Here is a 21,240-nt window from a genome sequence, read left to right on the forward strand (position 1 = left end):
AAACTGAATCAGATAATGAATAAATAAATCATGGGTGGAATCAAACAATAAATAAAATTAGTTGGGTTAGAGTATCAACATACTCAGGCTTAGTGTTAATGGCAAGTGAACGGGGTTAATGAGATAATACTACCCTAAGTGCAGCATTTTCAGCTCTTCACTTTAAATTGTTAATATTACTAAAATAAGGAAATTAAATGCCGATTAGAACAGTTATTTTTGATTTAGGTGATGTATTAATGCCACTTAATAAAGAGAAAATGTATACCTCATTCCAATCCTTGGGTGTTAAAAATGCAAAAGAGCTTTTTGAAAAAAAAGAGTGTCAGGAATTATATACTAAGCTCGAACAAGATTTGGATACGTCTTTATTTAGATCCCGTTTGAGAGAACTACTCTGTCTAACCCCTGGTATTACTGACCAGCAAATTGATGAGGCATGGTCTGCTATGCTCGAAGATATTCCTGAAGAACGATTGGAATATATTCAATATCTTAAAGAACAAGGATATAAAATACTCTTGTTAAGTAACAGCAATGAAATTCATCATGCAAATATACAGCATCGTTATGGTCTGGTTTTTGGGCAGCTGTTCACTACTCAATATTATTCTCATATATTAAAACTGGCTAAACCTAGTGTTGATGTTTTTAAACATGTAATGGATAAGGAAGAGCTAATAGCAGAAGAAATTTTATTTTTAGATGACAAAGAAAGTAATGTAGATGGCGCCCTAAATACGGGTATGCGGTCTGCACAATTTACTGTGCACGATCCGTCTATTCGTATCGGTACAATCCTGAACAGCATTAATAAAAGGATGAGTCCAGAGTACAAACAAAATATTTCACTTTCTGTGTTTCAAGCACCAGTCTTAGCTACGAGCCACGAAGATGATACAGCATTAGTGAATACTATATTGTAATTTACAAGACTGGGGTTTGAAGATCTAAAACAATTGCGACCTAACAGCAATTTTGTTTAGCAACGCTGTATTTTTGAAGGCAAAAAATTTCCATAATAGTTGAGTTAGCTACATCGCGCATTAATATGGATTAAGTAAGTCTGATAGAAGGATTCAATCAGACTTACTCTTCATCGTTACTCAATCATAGCGCGGTTTAAACCTGATCTAACATGAAATTTCTTTTCAGATTTGATTGATGTCTTGAAGCCCTGACGTGGTCAACTAAAACGTTACACTCCAGTTAAGCAACTTTCATTAAAAAATCACTCTGTTTTTCAAATTGATTTGGGCTTAAATATCCCAAATAAGAATGTAATCTGTGGCTGTTATAAAACATGGTGATGTAATTCAAAATGTCCTGTTGAGCCTCCCATCGGTTTTGATAATTTCGCCATTGAACTCGTTCTTGTTTCAAACTGCCAAAGAAGCTTTCAATAACACTATTATCCCAGCAATCACCTTTTTTACTCATACTGCCAATATAGCCTTTACTCTTTAATAAATTGCGGTATTGGTGGCTCGCATATTGAACCCCTCTGTCTGAATGAACAATAAGTCCTGATGAAGGTTTCCGCTGCCAAATAGCCATATTCAGAGCATCACAGACCAATGTTGCTTTCATTCTGGAACTCATACTCCAACCAACTACTTTTCTTGAAAATAAATCCATAACTACCGCTAAATAAAGCCAGCCTTCTTGAGTCCAGATATAGGTAATATCTGATACATAGGATTTATTAGGTTCTTTAACATGAAATTGCCTATTTAAGACGTTTTCATAAACCGGCTGTTTATGGTTACTATTTGTAGTTACTTTGTATTTCTTTCGATAACGAACAAAAACTTTAGCTTCTCTCATTAAACTTTGAGTTCGTCTTCGACCTACTGGATAACCTAATGCATTTAAAGCATTCTTCATCCGGCGGCTTCCATAACAATACTGGCTTGTCTCTGCGATGTTCTTTACCCAGTCAATAAGCTCCTGATGCTCAGGATCGTCCGGTTTATTTCTTTGACGTTTCTGATAACTGTAATATCCATGTCGTGTAATGCCCAGTAGTTGACACATTAAATCAACAGGCCAGGTCTTCTTATTTTGGGCGACAAACGAATATTTTATTTCGTTTCTTGAGCAAAGAAGACCGCCGCCTTTTTTAAGATTTCCTTTTCCATTTTCAGGCGTTTATTTTCCTCTTGTAAACGACGGATTTCTAATTGCTCGGCGGTTAACTTGCCATTTCCTCGAAATGCTTGTCCATCTTGCTCTTTATGTTCTTTTATCCATCGGCTTAGTAGGGCTTGAGCAATCCCTAAGTTAGTTGCTGCTTCTGTTACCCCATATCCTTGCTCTAATACAAGGCTAATTGCATCAAGTTTAAATTCTTTTGGGTATTTCTTTCTTATAGTCACTACTTTCTCCAGTTCAGTACATTATCTCTTAACTGGGGTGGTCAGATCCATTGAACCACATCACCCTATTGGTTCACATCTGATTTTAAGGTAAACGATACTGTTTTAATAAGGTGAGTCTGGTTTTGTTGCATTGTTCCCTAACTTGTCTGCGCCGTCTTTGTTATCTAACTCCATTTCTGAAGTCTCTTTAGCGTGACTTCCAAATAGCCCCCATTGACATAGCTGCAATGCAGTAGGTGAGACTGGGACAATAGCACCACTATTTTGGCTTTCATGAGAGTAATACTCTGGTAATGAAAGAAAAGAATCTGTATCAAAGGAGTCGGACTTAACGGAATCCACGGGGGATGGTATCCCCGCTGGCAATGAAGGTAAAGTATCCATCTCAAAGGGATATGGCATCTCCTCTAGAAATGGAACCAGGTAATCCGTAGCCTCCTCATTGCTCTCACTACTAGTATCATAGGGCATCGAAGCAATATGGTGTTGTTTATAAAACTCATGGAATTTAGATAAGTCAGAGATCTCTATTGTATATCGATCAATACCTTTCATTTTGCGAATGGTTTCAATACCCAAAGTCTTGATAAGGGATTTATCCAGGCTCTCTAAGCCACCAGCAGTCTCTGGCTCAACCAAAAAATGTAATGTCCCACTTAAACTATCTCCTGAAGGTAGTTTCTCTAGCAGAGCCATTAGGTTTTGTGATTCTTTGAGGATAGGAGTCTTTCTTTTTTTTCTTTTTTCAGGTGGAGACGAACTCGTTAGTTTTCTTTTGTTTGAGGGGCTGGTGGAAGGGGCGGCCTCTTCTTTTTCAGAGGCATTGTTCTGTGGCGGCAGGTTCTTCGTTGTCTTTTTCTCACAGAACTCTTTTAAATCATCAATGCAATTTAATTGTAATTCTGTTAACGTCTTGCTGCTACACGTTTTGATTTTTAAGAGCAAATCCAGAAGAAGTGACTCTCTCCTAATTTCTATACGTAAGTCCTCCTTACTCAAAACATCAGCTAAAAAGGCAATATGAACAGACTTGGAGTTACGATTTGCCAAACTGATAAGAGAATCATGCGCCCCAGGGTGTGAGGAAATAAAATCACTAATAGAGATATTCGTGAGCAAGTTAAACAGGGCATCTAAATTCTTGGTACCCCCATCACGCCCCAGTATCGCCACCAGAATACCGCAGGTAAAGCCTGCTTTGGTTAACAGGCTAAGGTAAGTTGACTCGCTGTTTTCGATTAAGGGTAACAATAATCCTTTTAAGACGTCTAAGCCCATGGAGCCGCCACTATGCCCCAGTACTTTCACCAGATTTTCGCTAGTAAAGCCTGCTTTGGTTAACAGACTAAGGTAAGTTGACTCGCTGTTTTCGGTTAAGGGCAACAATAACCCTATTAAGGCGTCTAAATTCTTGGCACCACCACCATGCCCCAGTACTTTGACCAGATTATCGCGGGTAAAGCCTGCTTTGGTTAACAGACTAAGATAAGTTGACTCGCTGTTTTCGGTTAAGGGCAACAATAACCCTATTAAGGCGTCTAAATTCCTGTAACCACCATGATTCCCCAGTACTGTCACCAGATTATTGAGGGTAAAGCCTGCTTGAGTTAACTGGCTAAGGTAGGTTGATTCGCTGCCTTCTGCTAAGGGCAACAACAACCCTTTTAAGGCTTCTAAATTCCTGAAACCACCAATATGCCCCAGTACTGTCACCAGGTTATTAAGGGTAAAGCCTGCTTGAGTTAACTGGCTAAGGTAAGTTGATTCGCTGCCTTCTGCTAAGGGCAACAACAACCCTTTTAAGGCTTCTAAATTCTTGGAATTTTTGCTTATTCTTCGAATCTGAGCTGGGGAAAAGAGAGTATATAATTTTGATTGATGGTGACTGTTATCGACTATATTAAATTCCATCTGCTTCTAGGCGACTATTAAATCCATATAGTCTCATATTTGAACGCCAAAGTCTTCTGGCTGAAGTGGCCCGGTGCTAAAAACAATCCAATAAGAAATATAGTTAAAAATTAATTTATTGAATTACAAAGATATTTACCTTAGAGTACTTTTTCGCGTCACTGGTCTCATGAAAACGGATAGGAATTAAGAAATTGATGCTCATTTTTTCTTGAAAAAGCTTTCAACATCTTCTTCTAGTTAGCTTCGCCTATTAATCCAATATCATATTCTTTACCTTGAATGGTATAGAGGAAGATAAGGTCTTCTCCAAACGATTCAGTTGGCCCACCCCAAAGATAGCCATTAATTTACTGTACTCATTATTGCTTAATAATATAATATTACGCTCTCAAGAAAGCATAAATAAGTTTGTTTATTTAGCTTAATTCACTATATTTATTAGTAATGGAGTTCTTTTGTGAAACTTGCAGACCAAGTTAGCGAAACCAGAGATATTTTTTTTCAGGCAATCAAAAGTGGTAATACTCTACTATTTAAGGTGCTCCTTGTAACTTTATTAAATCGATTCAAAATAGAAGAAATAATTGACTCAAAGTATAACGCAACTCCATTACATTGGGCTGCGAATTATGGCCACTTGGAAATAACGCAACTCTTAGTTGAAGAATTTCCTCAGCTTATTGATTCTTTAACCCCAGATAACTCAACTCCCATTTTATACGCGGTAATCAATGATCAGACAGAAGTTGTAAAATTTTTGACGCCAAAGGTTGCCTCTCTAATTATTAGGTCTCAATCGGGTAAAACTCCTTTAAGTGCAGCAGCTGAAAAATCAGATGCTCACCCGATAAAAATGTTTTTAAAAAAACATCAAAATAGATTAAATGAACAGTTTATTCAAGCCATTCAAAGTGAAGACTTAATGCTTGCAGCTATGTGCCTGGATGTCGGTGCTGAGGTTGATACTCCGATTCAAGAAAATATTAATAACACAAAATATACTGCTTTATTTTATGTATGCTCTACTGGGAATATTGACTTGGTTAAATTGCTAATTTCGCGTAAGGCCAATTTAAACAGTCTTGGCCCAAATGACTCTACACCTTTGCATGTTGCTGTTAGTTTTAATCACCAACAAATTGTTCAATTATTAAAAAACGAGGGAGCAGAGCTTTTAAGAGATACCAACAATCAAACACCTGTAGATGTTGCAAAAAATCGTGCTATGGGACACATGATTACTATCCTGGATACAAGTTCAGAACAAGAAGAATCAATTTCCCAAGATAAAACGGGATTTGAGCCTCCCCAATTAAACATCAATTATTACGAAGAACTGGTTAAATCTATTCCTGGCAAAGATAGAGATAGTTTATTTAACGAATTAGAATCGCTTTCCATTAGGCAAAGAGCGGAAAAATTATGTGAAGAACTAGCATCTGAACAATGTGTAGGGCTCGATGTAAGTGAGTCACGCACTATGTTCTTAGCCGCATTAAGAAATTTAAAATATGGGAAAATGACGGCAGCACAATTAGCATCGTTACATCTATTTGATGCTGCCATCCATACCTTATATATTAATCCTATAGTTTATTTGACTCATAAGTATGTGGAAGATAGTAACCTAAAAATAACTAACAATCTGTTTGAAGTAACAAATATGAAGGGTATGCCGACCTCAGTTAAAAAATATCAGTACAATTCTTTGATTTTGCCCAAAGAAAATATGTCGCTCTCAGGTTTACCTCAACGTATGCAAAAACCGTTGATGCAACGCTTTTTTAATTTTAGTGATCACGAATGGACCCTTTTTTGTGAAGAAATGAACAAAGCTCCAGTCACAGAACAGTTTTTCCAGGTTTTAATTGCTCCATCAGAAGGTTGTTGGTCTAGCATTGTTGCGAGTATTCAGCACCATTTAAAATGTATGCACGTAATAGATTGGTTGATTTCAGTTAAAAATGGTGATTTTGCAACAGAAAATATCATGCTCGTTCCCTCTTTTACTATGCTGCAAGAAGCACTTAATGTTAAGGCAATTACTTTAGGTCGAAAGCCCATCAAATTGATTCCTACCTATGGTTACATTGACGAGGAACCCTATCAGCTTTTAAAGGCATCGGGAGTAATGCCTCTTACTTTATATTTACCTGAACAAGATATTCAAAAAAGGTATAATTCTTTTGTGGGACAGTTCAGAACTGAAGTAGATGGGCATCCGATAGAAACTGCCTTTGGTGGTGCTATGCATGATGTATATCATGCAATGCGTGAAATGAGCATGTCTGAATCAGTGGCGAAAGCCAGATGGCGATTAGTCCATATTGCAAAACATCATCCTGAAAATCAGCTTAATGCGAATAGCAGGCCAATAGATGAAACTTTAGCTGATGGGGAGTTAATTTATTCCTATCCATTAGAGAAGGATACCATGTTTCATCCGGACTATCGTGTGGGTTACGCACAAAAATTTGGTGATATTTTTAATATGTCGAACATAAAATATTCACTGCACGAAGAGTTAAAGCGTGCTTTTATTGAAGATATGGTGGTGAATAGGGCTATTTGGTCCAAGTCATTTAATCTAGGCCGAGAAGACCTCAACAAGCCTGAGCGGGAGATATATGATGAGTTGATGACTCAAAAAACAAGTACTTCTATACAACGACCTGCTAAAAATCCAACTTACAGCTCAGCACAAACTATTAGTGAAATTGGTCTTTTAGCTAATAATCACACAGGTAAAAAAGATCTCCACTTAACCAACGACCAAAAGTTTAATTATGGCCCCAATTAAATAATTAATTGTTTGTAATTTGCAGAACAAGGAAGTTCAAGGCATCCTCCTGACTCTAAGCAACCTCTTAGGTTGCTATTAAACACGCTCCGTATTAAAGCTCAATATTGAGGTATGGGCATAATGGAGTTACCAACCGACTTAAGAAAATGAACTGTGTTTTATAATCTGAGTCTTCCACCATTTGGGTGCACAGTACTTATAACTATGTTGTTCACTCGGAATAATCTGATTAGGTTTATTTAACGAGGCAATGGTTATGCAGATATTTGAATAACCTCTATTAAAGGTCGCCAGTAAACCACCACAATTTTGACAAAAACATCGTTGGGTTAATTCAGAGGATTGATATAAAGCGGGATTACTTCCTGTCCATTCAAAACTTTTTAATGGGAACTCAACCCAAGCAACAGTTGGTGCACCAGAATTTTTTTGGCACATAGTGCATGAACATAAATGGGGATTATGTGGTTCACCTTTAGCCATATAGGTAGTGGCGTTACATAAACATCCACCATCAAACTCTGCCATTTTCTGTCTCCGAGAAATTAAGTTGCATCAATTTTGTATTTAACTTGAAAAATCCTTTGGATGGTACTTGGTTCTTGGACTTTATCATCCAGAATCTCATAGTTTAGTAACGAAATCCAGATGAGGAGTATTCGAGTTGTGCTTCGTTTGAATCTTTAACCACACCCATTAATTTTTTTATTAGCTTTGATAAATCATTTTTGAAAACAATGGGCATAAAATCGCTCAAAAAAAAGGGTAGATCATCGGAACTGCCCTTATGAACAACTGGAACTATAGTAGCGCTTCGTTGCTGCATAACATTAAAAATAACATCAAGGTCATCTTCTAATCTTTTATCTTTTTTTAGTGTTGCTGAAGGTTCGCTGTTAATAAAAATAATAACTTTTGCCTTGTTTATTTCCTCAAAAGAAATTGATTGTCTAACTAACTCGGTCTCTAATTCTTTTACAAACTTAGCTGTATCATGATTGCTTCGATCATAAGAAATATAGCATGTAACATGATGTTTGTTAGCTACCGTCACGGGTGGTTTCGTAGAACCCATAAAACGGTTAACCAGGATAAGAGAGGAGGAGGATTTTGGGGCTTTATTTGTTGATATTTGCTCTTTGTCTGATGTGGCTTGACAATTTATGGCTGGAGATGATTGCTCGACAGAGGGGATGTGTTTCGCAGATTCTGTTCTTTCTGGTGTAATATTCCCGGTAGAGAGAACAGGGGGAAAAGTAAAGTGGGTTTGTAACTCATGTGACAGGTTAGTCCCCTGCTCGTTTTTGGAGACTGAGAGATTCATGATAGAAGATATAAATTTATATAAGTCCTCATCATCGGGATACTCATCTACTTCGTGACGGAAAGGTGATATACCTTGATCTTTAAATACATTTAATAACTCTTGCGGCCAGCATTCTTCAGCACTGCCGTTTAATATGACGGGAATTACTTTTGTTTTTCCCTGGTTAATGAGTGCTAACATCAATTTAAATTCTCTAGCATAAGGAGGGCAGTTGGCTAACAGCTCGTTCCCTTTTTTGCTACCTAACAAGACAAAATAATCTACCGTCTGAGTCTCCAAAGTTTTATAATTTGATGTCTGGGATCGTAAAATTGATTGGGAAGGCAGGGTTGACGCTGAACATATCTGCACTTTACCTTCCAGCTCCGTCGCTATGTCATCAGCAATAGTCGTTATATTTGCGACATCGGGTTTATAAAAATTATGAAAGATGTAAGCTGTTTTCATTTTATTCCTGGTTGTAAAAACTTTAGATGAGAAATTCTATCTTGTTCAATTAAATCGGGATACTCGGTTTTTAAAAAGGTTAAAATACAAGTCCTATTGGGCCTATCAAATCGCACTAGTGGGTGATCTTACTTGCTCAGTTTCCTTACTGTTAAGAAGTTCTGGGTATTTCTTTAATAAAATTAATAAAATTAAACGTTCCAAGACTGAAATAAGTTTCAGCTATGCCTCCTGCATCCGTGAGGAACATGGCACATTCTTCATTATTCCTATTATACGCAAACCAAAAATTTTTATAAAGAAACTGATCTCCCTTTTCTATTCGATACACATTTTTAAATTTGACATTAAATGCATCAACCTCTACATCCAGATCCTTCCCCATGAATAAAAATTGTTACATATTGTATCATGATAAACCAAAAAAATCTTTTGGTTTTGTACTGTAGTCATGTATCAACCGCTTAGCCAATTCTTAGGTCATTTCACAAATCGGCGTGTCTCATAATAAGTGCTAAACTTATTCCTAGAGATCTCTATGGATGCACAAATCATGGCAAAAAAATCAGGGACAGACAGCAAAGGAAAACCCACTCTCGTTGATCTGGCATTACAAGGCGGTGGTGCTCACGGAGCTTATACCTGGGGGGTTCTTGATCGTTTTCTTGAAGAACCTGGGTTAGTAATCGAAGGAATTTCCGGAACTTCCGCAGGTTCAATGAATGCGGCTGTTTTGGCTAGTGGCTATGCAAGTCACGGAGCAAAGGGAGCGCGAGACTCTTTAACTGCATTTTGGCAACGTGTCTCGCAGGCCGCACGTTTTAGTCCTTTTCAAAGAGGGCCATTGGATATTCTTTCCGGAAATTGGACCATGGATTACTCTCCTTTATTTGTCGCCATGGATTTAACGTCACGTCTTTTTTCTCCCTATGATTTAAACCCTGCGGCTCTTAATCCTTTGCGAGATATTCTTGCTGAAAGCATTGATTTTGCAGCACTGGTAACATCACCTATCAAGTTGTTTATCACCGCCACAAATGTAAAAACTGGTCGAGGAAAAGTATTCAGAAATAAGGAAATTACTCCGGATGTCTTACTTGCTTCTGCCTGCTTGCCTTCAATGTTCCAAGCGATCGAGATTGACGGTGAGCTATATTGGGATGGTGGATATACAGGAAATCCTACTATCACTCCACTGATACAGGAGTGTGAATGCAGTGATACCCTCCTGGTGCAGATAAATCCAATTGAACGAGCTGGAACGCCAAGGAGTGCACGAGATATTCTAAATCGGCTTAATGAGGTTGCTTTCAATGCAACCCTAATGAAAGAGCTACGAATGATAGCGTTGCTTAAACAGACTGTTAATTCCGGCTCTGGAGAGGGAGCACGTTGGGCTAAAATGCGTATTCATCGCATTACCAGTCCCAAAATGGTTGATTTAGGATATTCTTCCAAATTAAATGCCGAATGGTCTTTTCTTAGCATGCTTTTTGAAGAAGGACGAACCACAGCAGATACATTTTTGGTTGATCATGGCAAAGCGCTTAATCACTACTCCACCTTTGATTTGGATTCACTTCTCTAGATACCGATCACTATTTGATTTAAAGGGAATGATCTTCCGAATCATTTGGGTCATTGTTACCATCAGGTGACAGATTAAAGTCAATTGGGTCACCGGGAATTTTTCGGGTTTCATTAGCCCATTCACCCAAATCAATTAGTTTACAGCGGTCAGAACAAAAAGGCCTAAAGGCGTTTTGAGGTTGCCAGGTATTCGGTTTGCCACAAGTAGGACAAGTGATTTTCTTAAGGTTATTCATGACGCTCTTATTAATCTATATTAAGGATTGCATTAGCAATCCAACAAAACCAAAATATCCTATTTTATCATGTCATGATATTTTTAACATTAATTTCTACGCGCCTTACCTGGAGATTTGCGATAATGACAGGGCAACCACATCTTAATTTAAACCCTTAACGAGGGTTGTACGCACATCATCACTCATTGCAGCCATATGCCTCTTGCGTTTCACACTTGCATCAATAGAAGTATTGCGACGAATGATATTGAGTGCAATATGCCTGAAAATGGCGTAGTTTTCTGGAGCAGCTTCCTTTCTAATTCTAGACTCATCTTCTCGAAATGTAACATCTAGCGTCAAGTGCAAAGAATTTTCTCTGTACAAGAAATGCGGCTTCGTTACCATTAATGAATATTAAAATTGCCGGGAATCCATTTGATAGCAAGATTAATCGCTATGTCATGGCAGAAATGCATTTTAAATTTAAAGAAAATGACTCTCTTGATATGTTGATTATTAAAGTTACCAATGCAGATGAATGTGATCAATTACTTAAAGTCGCGGGATCAGTATGGGAGCTAAATAAAAAAATCATTGTTGTATGCCCTGATGAGGCTGCCTTTCTTAACTTACTTGAATCAAGGTTGTATTTTGTTTCCGACAAAGAAAGGCTCAGGGCGCGTTTAGGTATGATGTTATTAACACCCAGCATTTTAAAAGCGCTACCTGCATCAACGATATTACCATCTGTTACTTCACCTACCAACAACCCAGTGAGCGTAATTCCAGCAAGTATTTTTAATCAGCTCAAGACTAGTGTAGACGCCAATTCACCAGAAGAAAAAAAAGACTTTCAATCAGGCAGGAGTTCAGTAGATAAAAAGCCTAGGTCTAAGACTCTATCCGAAAAGTCGGTGGCTTCGCCTACCCGCTTCTGAGTTACCCAAAAACATTATTGGTTAAAACTCTGACCGGAACTGACACCTGAAAAAAAATCACTAAACGTTCTTTTAGCAGTACTGAAAAAGGTCATGCCCAATTCAGCATAACTTGCTGATTCAAAATAACCATCTCTCATAGCTTTATTTAAAACTGGGTGTGTATTTGGCATGATACATAGAACAATTTGCATCAAATCATCATTTGTAAGATATTGCTTAAAGTCATTTAAGGCTAATAATGACTTATTAATCCTCATTAAATGACGATAGGCACGCCCTTCATCGATAACTTTTTGGATGTGTTTTTGAAAGAGTTCAGGAATAGATTGATTTGTCTTGATAGTCTTGGGCAATTCTCTTACTAAAGCCGCATAGCTTTGTAATTCTTCCTGACTCAGGGGTTCAAGGCTCATTTCACCAAAATCATAAAGACCGAGATATATTTGATTTCCGTCTACAGTTACGCGTAACTGACTACCATGGCGGTCGGAATCAAAAACACCACCACTTAATAAAATTTGTAATTCCTTGGTCATTACCGCTTTAGCAATCGCTTCTTTGATTGTCATATCCGTAAGCTCATTAAATTCATTGCCCGGCATGCGGGTTAAGATCTTAAATCCTGGGCCATTTACTAAATTAGCACAAGTCTTAAAATGAACATGATATTTATTTTGACTCACTGTAACTTCTAAAGAAGTTTTATCATAATGTTGTTTAGCATGACGATATTGGACGTTTGATACGTCATTATTTATTTCCCAGTGACTTAATGTCTCGGCTTCATTAATCATATGAAGGAATGTTTGCTTTGATTTCAGAATCGTTGGATGCTGACAATGATTAATTGCTTTTCTTAGATGAATAAACCCTTTTTTAGCATCACGTGAGGCATTCTCTCTTAATAAAGTCACGACCATTTCGGGGTTATCTTTATAGGCACATGCCATCGCAAGATTATAAGATGCTGAGCCTAATAGTCTACCGACTGTTTTAATATGATTATATTCTTGCGCCGGCAAGGTGTCTTTTAGTAATCGCCATAACTGCCACCTTTGTGGCGGGTTTGCCCGCCCTTTCACATGTGCCAAGTCTTTTTTAATGTCTATAGGAGTATCAGGATGAGAATGGATTGACTGGGCAAGCTTGACATAAGCAGGCCCCATATGTTCGCATAATAACGCAAATTTTCCACCAATGGTTTCATTTTTACCTGAAGACTCATTACTCGTAACAAATAATCCAGCAAGTAAAAATTGGCGTTCAAATTTATCAGCACTGAGCAGGTATGACTCTAATAAAGCTAAAGCAAACCCTTCTCTTTCATTAGTTGTCGCATTTGGGAATAATTTATTGACAATAAAATCAAAACCAAATTGATAAGCCTTTAGCATCGATTGCTCTGTGACTTCTTCGTTAGCCGTAATGATTAATCCGTCGAGAACGACAGCACGTTGATGGATTTTTAAATCCCAAAACTGTTGGTAAAAACATCTTGCGCCAAAAATAACATCGTCTTTCTTTATATCTCTCGGATTTAAATTAAATTTTTGTGCAATTTCATTGCGATTTCTGTGGTTCATCACATATTCAGCAAATTGATCTAAAGAAGCCGCGCTCAACGGACTGGAAATAAATGTCATCATCGCTTCTTTATCAACGTAATTTTGGCCAAGTTCAGAAATTAATGATGTAAGGCCGGCATAACAATCCAGACTGCTGCTGAAATAGTTATCATGTTTTTCAGGCTCCATCAATTGCCCCAGATGACGACTGACAAACTCTTGGGAGACAATCTGTTCAGAAAAACAGGTATATATTTTAAGCGTATCCTGTACACTTGCATTTTGATAAATGCGATTAAGCACTGGCTCTACATTTTGATAGTAAGCTTTAGTACCATCGTCTTGTTTATATTTATCAGCATAGCATTGTCCTAATGACTGATTAAGATAATTTATAAATATTTTATCTGTAAGAACAAAGCGACTAAGGCTTTCTTTAATAAAAATAAGTTGTTCAAGAAACTCTATTTTTTGGTCTAAATCTTCGAGTGCTTCAAGCCCAGTTTTAATTCGAGATGTTAATACCTCCCGAAAATGCTGATTTTCAAAGCCAAAGTCACGATCAAAAATACGGTATAAAATGATACAATCACGTAAGGGTAATTGCCCAAAGTCATGCAAACTAAATATTATATTCTTGATAATATCTTTAGTTAAATTTTTTTCATTTAAAAAATCTAAAATACGCATGACACGTTTATTGAATCTTAGCTTACCATGCTCACTAAAAAAATTTTCCCAATAAGGATGAATAATACCTGGCATATATTTTCCAAACATACAGTAATCTGTAAATGCTAATAACCTGGAAAGCTCATCAGGGTAACGCTCGTTAAATTCAAATGCTGCCATAATGACATCTAAACTATCCTGTTTACTATCAAATTGAAGGTTCCGGATAATACATTCAATCCGAACGGGCGATATTTTTTTTCTGTTTTTGATTAAAAACTGGATATAAGGATTCTGCTTTGAAAAAGAATTATTGCCTTGAATTTCGTGAAATGGACTTCTATAACCTTCATAGAACTCTAAAACAAAATTTTGTTCTAAATCATTGCCCTCTAAAAGTTTTTGCAATTCATCTAATACTATTTTTATTAATTCCTGAAAGTAAGGGCTTTTAAAGTTAATCAAGTGTGTTTTATTCGCTTTCCAGAACGCATCAAATGCTTCAGGAAAATTGCCCTTTAGCATTGATAAATCAGGTTTTTGGGTTCGCGTTAAATAGTTATGAGCGATCTCTTGGGCAGAAAAAGGATAAGATATTGGGTAACTTTGACTTACTACCGGTATCAAATTGACGCCCAGTTTTTGAAAGTCATCGGCATCCTTTCCATTTATAATATTCTGTAAAAATGTTTTGGGAATGGCATCGAACAATCTTTCATCGTAGTAAAAACCCATTATCCAAAGTGCTTGCCAGATATAACCGGCAGTATCCTCTTTAAGATAGCCAAGGGCTACATTAATGCTTGTTAATCGGGGCCAACCTATCAAAGAACCAACATCAGACTCAACCGCCAATTGACCTGGAAGCTGACCATCATGTTCATAAACATATTTGATTAGCTCTCGGTTATTGACATGTTGATTCTTAAAGTGTGATTTTATTAAAGGTAATAACACAACCATCTTTTCAGCAGCATTGCTTACGTCCGATACAGGCTTATTTTGTTCACAGCAGAGTGTAAATTCAACCATAGCCTCATACATATCTCGAAAACAGCCCAAAGCCAGAAAATGCGCTCCGTCACCAACATGTTGATGGCCTTTGGTCGGGGAAAAATCAACCACTGTTTTATAAATATAGGGAAAAGAATGTAATTTGGCATCATAGACTGCGCGGATGAAATCATCTTTCATCGCATCATCAAATCTGCATCTTTTAATTAAAGCACAATACTGCTTGACTCTTTGTGAAGCTACTTCCTTTAAAACATAAGGTATAAACTCTTTCTTTAAGCCAACGAGATGGGATTTTAGGTAATCAAGTTTTTCCTGTTTATGGCCATTCTCTGGAAAATCAGGGAAAAAATTGTGGGGAGTACAACGTGACACGTAGTTTCTCAAGTCAGAATATAACGCCGGCACTTCTTCACAATCCATGCCATCTTTAAAATCGATATTCGTAACTTTTAATCCTTTCAAACGGCTGACCAAAAATAAATCACCAAAATCACAGTAAATATCACCTCTATAAACTTCATTAGGCCAATTGAAAAAGTCTGGACTATCGAAACTATCAAGATCCTTATAGCGCTCATGAAAACTGGTTTGTTCCTGAAGATATTCCAAAGCCACTTTCCGGCTGCCTATAGTTTTAAGGGCTTTTTTGTCTGCCTCAATTCGTTCGGACAGACTGATAAGATTAAATTGTCGCTCGCCATATTGATTAAAAAGCGCAAGTTCATGAGCAATCACAAAAACCAAATGATTTATATCAAGCCTCTCATTAAAAAAGAACGCTTTGTTAACCGCTATAACCGGACGGCTGAATCCCGCACAGGTTCTATAGTGGACCCCAAAAATGAGACAGTGGTGTAAAATAGAAACCATTGTTAAACGGGGTACCAAGTGGCTAAAAAAAAATTTACATCTGACTTCAAAGCAAAGGTAGCAATTGAGGCATTAAAAAGTCACAAGACGACCAATGAATTGGCATCTGAATTTGAGGTGCATGCAACACAAATCAATCTGTGGAAAAAACAATTACTGGATGGAAGCAAGCAATTGTTTAGCGGCAAGCATGACAAAGACATGGACTCCATCATACAAGAACGAGATCGATTATACACGCAAATAGGCCAGCTAGCGGTTGAGTTAGACTGGCTTAAAAAAAAGACCGGTCATCTAAGTTGAGCGTGCGGGAGAAGCGAGCCATGATTGATGTCAATCACCCTACACTCAGCATCGTACGCCAATGTGCATTGGTTAATTTGTCACGCGCTAGCTACTATCGCACTGCTGGCGAAGGAATATGTACCGAGAGCCCAGAGAATCTGGCTTTGATGGTCTTGATTGATGAGGAATACATGCGCCATCCTTTCTATGGAAGCAGAAAGATGCGTTCTTATTTACGTCGCCTTGGCCATGACGTTAACCGTAAGAGAGTGCAGCGTTTGATGCGGATCATGGGTCTGGTTTCAGTGGCACCAAAGCCGAATACGAGTAAAAAGAACAAGGAACAAAAGGTTTATCCCTACTTGCTACGTGGTTTAGTGATTGATCGACCCAATCAGGTTTGGTGCACCGATATTACCTACGTTAGGATGCAAGGAGGCTTTGTATATTTGGTGGCAATAATGGACTGGTATAGCCGCAAGGTGCTCTCTTGGAAGGTATCAAACAGCATGGATGATGACTTTTGTGTAAGCGCGTTGGAGAGCGCCATCAGGCTCCACGGCAGGCCTGATATTTTTAATACGGATCAAGGCTCCCAGTTTACCAGTAAGGCGTTTACCGATGTTTTAAAAGACCATGACATCAAAATTAGCATGGACGGGAAAGGTCGATGGATGGATAATGTGTTCATTGAACGGCTATGGCGTTCAGTCAAATATGAAGATATTTACATAAAAGAATACGGAACAGTTTTAGCACTACGAAATGGTTTAAGGGTGTATTTCAAGTTTTATAACGACGAAAGACCTCATCAATCATTTGGAATATACACGCCGTCAGAGGTTTATGCTGGCCTATATGAGGCTGCAGCGTAATGGAATGCCTGTGGATATGTGGACGCGTCCTGCGGATCAGCCATCGCCCTTCGGGACATGTGGACAAGCCATGGATAACAAAAAGACGTTATCCACCGCTTGACCACACTCGATGGCTTCGCGCCCACATACCCACAGGCTCAATAACAGGTGTTTCATTAACTGCTATTGTGGTTGACTCGTGTGCTACGCACCCTCGTCAACGAAAGAAAGTAGAATTAAAGTTATATCTTAAATTAAACGGATCGCTGTCTTGACAATGGGGTCCACTGTATTCTGACATAACCCTGACCCTCGTGGGCAATGGCAAATATCGGTTTTGGCGTAGAAATATCAGGATGACACCGATTTAAAATATCCTCAAAAAAGTTAAACAGAAACTCATGCTCCGTTTCACTAATCATGGTTAAGCGATATTCAATTGCTAATTCTTCATCTACCCTGCTCCGCTCTGTTGCCCCTGAGTAATCAAGATAGACTTGATATTCTCGTTCTAATTCCCACCATACCTTCTTTGATCGTTTTGAGCATTGGTAATCATCAAAAACCTTTCGGTCCTTACCGCTATATATAATATCGGCTGTTTGCCTTAATCGAGGATGTTTCACGGTTAAATCAACATTCTTCTCTAACAAACACTTTATTCGTGCATCTTCTCCTCTTTCAGCGGCAATCAAAACTGAAGTGTATTTGAAATAAAAACCATTACAATCAGCTCGGCTAAGTAAATAATCAAATGTTTTATCAGAACATAAGAACAGCATTGCATAGGCCAATACACCTTTATTGGCTGGATGCTCATAGCTTGCGCCATTACGTTGCAATAAGTCCATCATATCTAATGCATTGCTCTTTGCCGCAAACATCAATGGTGTTACTTTTAGTTTACCAACCGCCTGATTCGGATTAGCACCTTTACTTAGTAAACATTCAGCCAATCTCAGGTTGCGATGGAGAATGGCGAACATTAAAGGCGTCATTGGGTCTTTAAACTCTTTATTAATGGCATTAATATCGTAGCCATAATCAAGTAGCGCAAGAACAATATCCTGATTAGGCGATTTCAAGTCACACGCCTTGAACAGAGCTGTTTGCCTTTGATCGATAACACCGTCTCTAAGACAAAATCGTGCTTCCTGAATATTTTGATTTTCTATCGCCGCCACCAATCGATGATGTTGACTTAGCGCCAAATTAATTTGATTTACAGATTTATTTTCGAGAAATAATCTGGCAAGATTTGCCATGGGTAAATCCTTCTGAACACGGGAATCAAGCCAAATTGGTAGGGCAAAATACTCAGTATCATTTGCTCTAATATTATTATCTAAAATTTTGAGCTCATAAACCTGGGCAACTTCATCTTGTTGAGAAACTTCTGTTATTTTTATCAATTCATAGGAGACTGGACGCAAACCTGTTGCTGAGAAAAGGGTGGCCAACATTGCATCTTCTGAAAAATTAGCAGCCATGTAGTCTAATGGTTGCCAAAAAGAAGACATTGAACCATCTTCACGTCGTCTCTTGATTAAAAGTAACTTCCCTTTATTATTTTTCACCATCAAATGTACATGAGTCGATTGGCCCGTCATAGCATCAGCAGTATCAGCCCCTGATTTTATCAATAGGTCACAAGATTTTAGGTCTTTTGTTTTTCTAGCGTAGCTTAAGATGGGTAATCCCGTATTATAATTTTTTATATCAGGATTACAGCCCGCTTTGAGAAATGCCTCTAACAGTTCATATTTTTGGTTTTTGATGCATTGTTCTAGAGCGTCATAAATACATTGCTGATCATAAATTTTTTGATCATTAAACTGAAAGCCTCCATCAACCATCACTTGAAATATTTCCATGGCACTGAATTCATTCATATCGGCAAGATATAATAAACTGCTCTGCGGCATAGATAAAAAAGATAAACCATACTCAGAAAACAGGCGTATCATCATGATATCTTGATTCATTACAGCACATACAATCGCTTTTTCATCACGATTTATATCCAGGTATAGTTTCACTCGATGTGTTCTCTTGTCATGAATTCCCTTTGTCAAAAGGGCTTTTACTATAGGATAATCCCTGTTTCCAACAGCCATGGTCAAAAGAGATAGTTCATGCACTGTTGTTTGAATATTTGCGCCCTGATTTATAAAGTAAATTGCTGCGTTGCGCGCCCATTTAATATCACCATTACTTTTTAACAAACAGTATCCTAAAGGCGTCACACCAGCTTCTAACTTAAGATCAATTGGATAACCTTGTTCTAATAAGGCATCAATTTCTTCAATTTTGCCTGAATCTATGGCTCGAGTCATGTTGGCAGCAGCATCGGGACATAAGTGATGTGTTTGATTAAACGGCAAAATGTCAATACGATTATCATTCAATGGTAATGTTGCTGGAATAAGCGCCTCAAAGTTTCGTTGTTCATAAACCATATCAACAAAAGCTTCAAGAACCGGACCTTGAGGATTCCGCAAGCACGTTTGTCTAAACGCCTGTGTTGTATGGCGTAATTCAAAAATCGTATTAAGTGCTAAAAACGGAAGTATGTCAGAGCCTGATATTGTTTCATAGCCGAAAGGAACTATTCTGGAAATCTTGCTGCCATCGGAATATTTCCATTGATATAACTTATAATCATCTTCGCTGATAAAACGTTGACCAGTATTTTTTTTGGTATATTGAACTGTTCTTTTAACATCATCAACCCTGGCATTGAGTTGACGCGCCGCACTATATCCATACCATGCTGACGATAACCACAAACCGCTCAATTTATCACCCGGTATGCCTTCGGCATTCATAAATGGTCGAATAGGCACTCTGACTTCATGTCCTTCTGAAAGCTGTAAAAACTCTGCAGGCCGACCGTTGGAACTGGAAATGGTAAAGTAAATATTATCACTGCGCCCCTCGAAGTCACTGGTAAATCGCACATCGTTAGCACGCGCTTCACGACTTCTTTGATGAAGCGATTTTAAAGCGTTACCGTTTTCTTTTATCACTGGTAGGTCAGGGGTAACATGTTTCAAGACCCAATCAAATTCATGTAAAAGAAATTGGTTTAAAGCGTCTTCTTCTGGTAATAAAATTTGACCATTGAGCCTGGCTTTGTCTTCCACTGGCAAACCATGGCCTTCTGCCATTTGCTGCTTTAAATATTTAAGATTTTTTAATGAAACCTTTGGGGGTATCACATTGACGGCCTGTTTTGTATTTCTATGGGCCCGGTTGATTCGATAGGCTCTCTTGATGATATTCGCAGCCTGAGCTTCATGTTTCTCTTCCTGAACCAGCGCTTCAACAGCTGACTGCATTTCATTGGTTTTTTCGCTATCCTGTTCGGCAATCAAAGGTACAAATTTTGCCGCCATTTGCGATAATGCAGCAATCTGATGAGCTACTTGTAACACATTGTTTTTTCTTAATTGGATTGGCGGTATAAATTTGTCATAAGTTCCATTATGTTTATAGTAAGGTGTACCTGTAAGGGCATTACCGGCCCGAGCAAAGTTCAGCAGGATATCATTGGACGCCTTGACACTTTCAGGCTGTAAAAGACCTGATAAGTTTTCCCAATTATTGGAATTAATTTTTTTAACATCACCCCAGCAACGCACCAAGTCACTATGGTGACTTATATCTAAGACAGCTTTAACCAGGCGTGATTTTCCAATTTGAATATTCTGCGTTCCTGCAAAGCCATCATAAGGAATTGTTTTGGATAAAACATCATCCATGATAGGAGCGTGGTTACACATTGAAAGGGCAATATCATCAATTAATTTCGCATTAAAACCTACCGCTTTAGCAATTTCAGAAAATAACAATGCTGAACGCTCAGCGTTACTGGGATCGTTTTTACCACCATGTTCATTTGTTCTTCCTGCCCTGAACAAATACGCAGCCAAACGAATTGCAGCGCGCTCTTCCTGAGTTAATTCCTGTAGAACCAACTTCATTTCAGGTTGACCATGGAGCTCAATAACTTCGAATAATAACTGGCTATTCGCAGCCTGCCTCAACGCATGACCAACATCATGATTAGGTCGGTAGATTACTACGCCATTAGTCTCTAGAAGGTAATACCCATCATCTACGTAAGGAATGTTAATTACATTGTCTGCAAGCGCCTGAAAAAATTCATGTTCTGCGCTTTCATTGTGCCAGAAATTCAGCCAGTCGGAATTAATAACTAATTTTACTTGATAAGGATTTCCATGGGATGATGTTGACTCTACTACTAATTCGTTCATTATTACTCCTGGCTAAAATATGACCTTTGTAGACAAGGCCATGCATTGCACCACAAAGAAGCAATAAAGT

At 38.1% G+C, this 21,240-nt stretch carries 12 protein-coding genes and 2 pseudogenes; 5 read left to right on the forward strand and 9 right to left on the reverse strand.

The features are described 5' to 3' along the window. Positions 1-197 precede the first annotated feature (197 nt). The gene (locus HRS36_RS12965) at positions 198-926 is read left to right on the forward strand and encodes an HAD family hydrolase (protein WP_173237633.1); all 729 of its coding nucleotides are present in this window, start codon (positions 198-200) and stop codon (positions 924-926) included. Between the two features lie 283 nt (positions 927-1,209). Here the strand turns inward: HRS36_RS12965 and HRS36_RS12970 are convergent. Beyond that, positions 1,210-2,378 (reverse strand): IS3 family transposase gene (locus HRS36_RS12970; RefSeq protein WP_420814303.1). Its coding sequence is split into 2 segments (ribosomal slippage): positions 1,210-2,129 and positions 2,129-2,378, totalling 1,170 coding nucleotides; the frame shifts between segments, so codons are not numbered across the junction. Positions 2,379-2,483: 105 nt separating this feature from the next. Then, positions 2,484-4,292, reverse strand: a complete 1,809-nt coding sequence (locus HRS36_RS12975) for a Clp protease N-terminal domain-containing protein (RefSeq protein ID WP_173237635.1) — start codon at positions 4,290-4,292, stop codon at positions 2,484-2,486. Between the two features lie 460 nt (positions 4,293-4,752). Between HRS36_RS12975 and HRS36_RS12980 the strand changes: the two genes are divergently transcribed. Continuing rightward, positions 4,753-7,095 (forward strand): ankyrin repeat domain-containing protein, encoded by a 2,343-nt coding sequence (locus tag HRS36_RS12980; RefSeq protein WP_173237636.1) that lies wholly within the window; start codon positions 4,753-4,755, stop codon positions 7,093-7,095. 141 nt (positions 7,096-7,236) lie between these two features. On the opposite strand, the gene HRS36_RS12985 is transcribed toward HRS36_RS12980, so the two are convergent. The 3 genes from HRS36_RS12985 to HRS36_RS12995 all read right to left on the reverse strand — a co-directional run bounded on the left by HRS36_RS12985 (position 7,237) and on the right by HRS36_RS12995 (position 9,257). Beyond that, on the reverse strand, positions 7,237-7,626 hold the full coding sequence (locus HRS36_RS12985) for a GFA family protein (protein ID WP_173237637.1): 390 nt from the start codon (positions 7,624-7,626) through the stop codon (positions 7,237-7,239). A 103-nt stretch (positions 7,627-7,729) separates the two neighbouring features. After that, positions 7,730-8,872: a hypothetical protein gene (locus HRS36_RS12990; protein WP_173237638.1), complete on the reverse strand. Its 1,143-nt coding sequence runs from the start codon at positions 8,870-8,872 to the stop codon at positions 7,730-7,732. A gap of 151 nt (positions 8,873-9,023) precedes the next feature. Continuing rightward, complete coding sequence (locus HRS36_RS12995; protein ID WP_173237639.1) at positions 9,024-9,257, reverse strand: hypothetical protein; 234 nt, start codon at positions 9,255-9,257, stop codon at positions 9,024-9,026. A 168-nt stretch (positions 9,258-9,425) separates the two neighbouring features. Between HRS36_RS12995 and HRS36_RS13000 the strand changes: the two genes are divergently transcribed. Beyond that, positions 9,426-10,460, forward strand: coding sequence for a patatin-like phospholipase family protein (locus tag HRS36_RS13000; protein WP_173237640.1), 1,035 nt, complete (start codon positions 9,426-9,428; stop codon positions 10,458-10,460). Between the two features lie 19 nt (positions 10,461-10,479). On the opposite strand, the gene yacG is transcribed toward HRS36_RS13000, so the two are convergent. Further along, positions 10,480-10,698, reverse strand: a complete 219-nt coding sequence (gene yacG, locus HRS36_RS13005; protein ID WP_173237641.1) for a DNA gyrase inhibitor YacG — start codon at positions 10,696-10,698, stop codon at positions 10,480-10,482. Positions 10,699-10,946: 248 nt separating this feature from the next. Next, a pseudogene (locus HRS36_RS18710) lies at positions 10,947-11,058 on the reverse strand (ISAs1-like element ISAzs12 family transposase); the annotation flags it as partial. Between the two features lie 32 nt (positions 11,059-11,090). Here HRS36_RS18710 and HRS36_RS13010 point away from each other — a divergent pair. Further along, positions 11,091-11,621, forward strand: a complete 531-nt coding sequence (locus tag HRS36_RS13010) for a hypothetical protein (RefSeq protein WP_173237642.1) — start codon at positions 11,091-11,093, stop codon at positions 11,619-11,621. A gap of 14 nt (positions 11,622-11,635) precedes the next feature. On the opposite strand, the gene HRS36_RS13015 is transcribed toward HRS36_RS13010, so the two are convergent. Next, entirely contained in the window at positions 11,636-15,613 is a 3,978-nt protein-coding gene (locus tag HRS36_RS13015; protein WP_173237643.1) for a hypothetical protein, read from the reverse strand. A gap of 153 nt (positions 15,614-15,766) precedes the next feature. On the opposite strand from HRS36_RS13015, the pseudogene HRS36_RS13020 reads away from it, so the two are divergent. Further along, a pseudogene (locus tag HRS36_RS13020) lies at positions 15,767-16,908 on the forward strand (IS3 family transposase). Between the two features lie 236 nt (positions 16,909-17,144). Here HRS36_RS13020 and HRS36_RS13025 read toward each other — a convergent pair. Continuing rightward, positions 17,145-21,170: a SidE phosphodiesterase domain-containing protein gene (locus tag HRS36_RS13025; RefSeq protein WP_173237644.1), complete on the reverse strand. Its 4,026-nt coding sequence runs from the start codon at positions 21,168-21,170 to the stop codon at positions 17,145-17,147. Between the last annotated feature and the right edge of the window lie 70 nt (positions 21,171-21,240).

Source organism: Legionella antarctica, assembly GCF_011764505.1.
Classification (GTDB): Bacteria; Pseudomonadota; Gammaproteobacteria; order Legionellales; family Legionellaceae; genus Legionella; species Legionella antarctica.